At 57.7% G+C, this 3404-nt stretch carries 3 protein-coding genes; 2 read left to right on the top strand and 1 reads right to left on the bottom strand.

Annotation, left to right across the window (positions count from 1 at the left end):
• The first annotated feature begins 103 nt into the window (after positions 1-103).
• Positions 104-1174 (top strand): LPS export ABC transporter permease LptG, encoded by a 1071-nt coding sequence (gene lptG / locus ACW81B_RS12140; protein ID WP_491580484.1) that lies wholly within the window; start codon positions 104-106, stop codon positions 1172-1174.
• A gap of 80 nt (positions 1175-1254) precedes the next feature.
• Entirely contained in the window at positions 1255-2985 is a 1731-nt protein-coding gene (locus ACW81B_RS12135) for an ABC transporter ATP-binding protein (protein WP_491580483.1), read from the top strand.
• Between the two features lies 1 nt (position 2986).
• On the opposite strand, the gene ACW81B_RS12130 is transcribed toward ACW81B_RS12135, so the two are convergent.
• Positions 2987-3404 (bottom strand): ELM1/GtrOC1 family putative glycosyltransferase (locus ACW81B_RS12130; protein ID WP_491580482.1); only part of this gene is annotated, 418 nt, incomplete at its 5' end.

The following is a 3404-nucleotide window of genomic DNA, read 5'->3' as shown; positions in this document are numbered from 1 at the left end:
TCCATTCCGGCCTTCCCGGGTATCTGGTGGGCCTACCTCTTGCCTGTCCTGCTTTTTGTCTTTCTCATGGCATGGCCCGCCTGGCAACGCAAAAGACACTGACATGAACCGTATCGACCGTTACATTGCATGGCAATTACTCAAGGACTGGATACTGGTCTGGGTCGTCATGTCCGCCATTTTCAGCCTGCTCGCCATTGTCGAGGAACTGGAACGCATCCAGCATAACTACCAGGCAGCCGACGTGGTGCAGTACATTCTGTACACCCTGCCGCAACGCTCCATGGACCTGGTTCCGGTCATCGTACTGCTCGGCACCATTCTGGCGCTGGCCAGACTGAACAAGAACAGCGAGATTATTGCCATGCGTGCGGCCGGCATGCCCTTGACCTACTTTTTTCGTGCCGTCGCTATCCCTGCATTGCTACTGGTATTACTGCTGTACGGTGTTTCCGAATACGTATCTGCCCCCCTTTTCCAGAAAGCGGAAACACAAAAGAGTCTGGCGCGCACCGGGCGTACCAACATGCTTCAGGGCAAGGGACTATGGTCTGTCGACGACCTGCGTTTTTTCAACGTCCGCACACTCCGCCACGGTAAAATCCCGTCTGACATTTATCTCTTCCAGTTTGCAGCGGACGGTCGCTTGCTGAACTTCATCTATGCGTTATCGGCCAAACCTGCCAGGGACCGCAAGTGGAAGCTGCTCAATGTCACGCAAAAGACACTGGACAACGACAAGTTGAAAACCACCTTTCGCAAACAACTGGCGATGGGGCCTTTCTGGTCACCCGAGGAGCTGCCCGTGCTCCCCCTCCCCATCACCGGCATGACCCTGACGGGGCTTTATGGCTATGTCCAGTACCTGCACACAACCGGGCAGAACTGGCAACGCGCCGAACAGTTGTTCTGGCAGAAAGTCGCACTACCGCTGACGGCCGGCGTCATGGTGCTGCTGGCCACACCGATTGGTGCCAGCCTGCAATCCCAGCGCAGCACAGCGTTCGGACGCAACCTGGCCATTGGCTCAGGGGTTGGGATCGGCTTTTTCCTGCTGACCCAGATGATTAACACCGGCAGTGCGTTCATCGGGCTGCCACCTGCTGTGACGGCTTTTTTACCGGCCACGCTGGTGCTGGCCGCAACCGGCTGGCTTTTCTCGCGCATGCGCTAGATTTGTTCAGGCGCGCTGTAAGAGGCATAATTCGCAGCCTCATGCGAACCAATTCCATTCCTGTCTGCTGATCCACTGCCATGCGTCTGATGCTTACCTTTTTCAGGGCCTACCCCTGGCAGTCCGTCATTATGCTGCTGGCGCTGCTGTTCGCCGGTGTTGCGGAGGGCATAGGATTATCCGCGTTGCTGCCTCTTATCAGCATTGCTATCAAAAATGATGTCGGTGAAGGTGTCGATACGACAAGACAACCCCCCAGTGAATACGAGCAGATGGTTATCGATGTCATGCAGCAGTTCGGTATTTCACCCAGCATCGGGGTGCTGTTGACGGTGATCGTACTGGGAGTCACGCTCAAGAGCCTGTTGCTGCTGGTTGCAAAAAAACAGGTTGGCTACACCGCCGCCCAGGTAGCAACCGACCTTCGCCTGGAAATGCTGCGCGCAATGCTGCGCAGTAAGTGGGAATATTTCACCAATCAGCCAATCGGCCGCCTGACCAACCGGCTGGCAACCGAAGCACAACGCTCATCCGACTCCTTTGTCAATGGCGCGACCGTGATTACCTACCTCGTACAGGCCATCATTTATGGCGGTGTTGCTCTTGCGGTTTCCTGGAAAGCCACGTTGACGACACTGGCAGTCGGCAGTGTCATTATCGGTATTTCGCATTTTCTGGTACGCATGACCCGCCGCGCAGGAAAAAAACAGACCCGGCTGCTGACTTCCCTGCTGACCCAACTAACCGATACGCTACAGTCCGTCAAACCGCTCAAGGCCATGTCCAAGGACCACCTGGCCGACAAGGTGCTGGCCATGGAAACCACGCGCCTCAACAAGGCGTTCAGGAAACAGGTGTTCAGCAGTGCGGCACTGAATGCAGCGCAGGAGGAAATGTTTGCCATTGTTGTCGCTGGCGGTATGTTTATTGCGCTGGTTAAACTCGGCATGCCCGTCGCCACGGTCACAGTGCTGGCCGTCGTACTCGGCAAGATGCTCAGCCAACTGGGCAAGGTGCAGAAGCAATACCAGAAAATGGTGGTTGGCGAGAGCGCCTTCTGGTCACTCAAGGATGCCATCGAAGAAGCCCGCCAGGCCGAGGAATACCTCGGTGAAGGCGCAACACCACATCTGCAAACCGGTATCCGGCTCGAACGGGTAACATTTGGCTATACCCCGGAAAGGCATGTGCTGCACGATGTCAGTATCGATATCCCCCAGGGCCGGCTGACAACCCTCACCGGCCCGTCCGGTTCGGGCAAGACAACCGTCATTGACCTGGTCATCGGCCTGCTGAAACCCCAGGGCGGTGCCGTCCTGATCGACGGTATTCCCCTCAGTAAACTCGATATGCGCGCCTGGCGACGCATGATTGGCTATGTCCCGCAGGAAACCCTGCTGCTGCACGCCTCGATTGTCCATAACGTCACGCTTGGCGATCCGCAACTCAGCGAGGAAGACGCTACACGGGCGTTAAAGGACGCCGGTGCCTGGGACTTTATCGCACAGCTGCCGGATGGCATTCACAGCACGGCGGGAGAACGCGGCACCAAACTCTCCGGCGGGCAGCGCCAGCGCATCATGATTGCGCGCGCACTGGTGCACAAACCCGGATTGCTGATCCTCGATGAAGCCACCAGTGCACTCGACCCGGAGAACGAGGCCGCCATCGGCAGAACCATGGAAGCCTTGCGTGGCAAGTTGACTATCCTTGCCATTTCCCATCAGACGGCGCTGGTCGAGGCTGCCGATTGCGTCTATCGCATGGAAAACGGTCAGGCAGTAAAAGTCCGGGGGCCGAACGCCGGTTAATTCAGAACAACGCCCTGACCCGTGCCACGGCACGCACCATATCGTCTGACTGTGCCGTTGGTACGGCGGCCGGTTCACCCAGCCAGGCAACACGCCCCTGCTCAAGCAGGCGCCGGTGAACAAGGCGAATATCACGACTCAGGCGCGGATGGCCCCAGCGCATCATCATGCTGTAATTCCAGGCACTGAGACGAAAATCCACGGGGATATCGCGGTCCTCGCGCATCGGATGACCGTATCCCCCCAGTGGCGCCATCCACACCGGCTTGCCGGTCGCGCAGGCTTCACCAAGCATGGAGATACTGTCGGCCGTCACCACCAGCTCGTCACACAGGGCCAGCATGCCGAAGTACGGGTTTTCCGTATCGTCCGGGCGCCAGCGATACAACACCTTCGGCACGCTAATGTCCCGTTCAAAG

This window comes from Thiogranum sp., from assembly GCF_058323355.1.
Note: the sequence above shows the minus strand (reverse complement) of the source record. Positions and strands in the feature narration are given on the sequence as shown.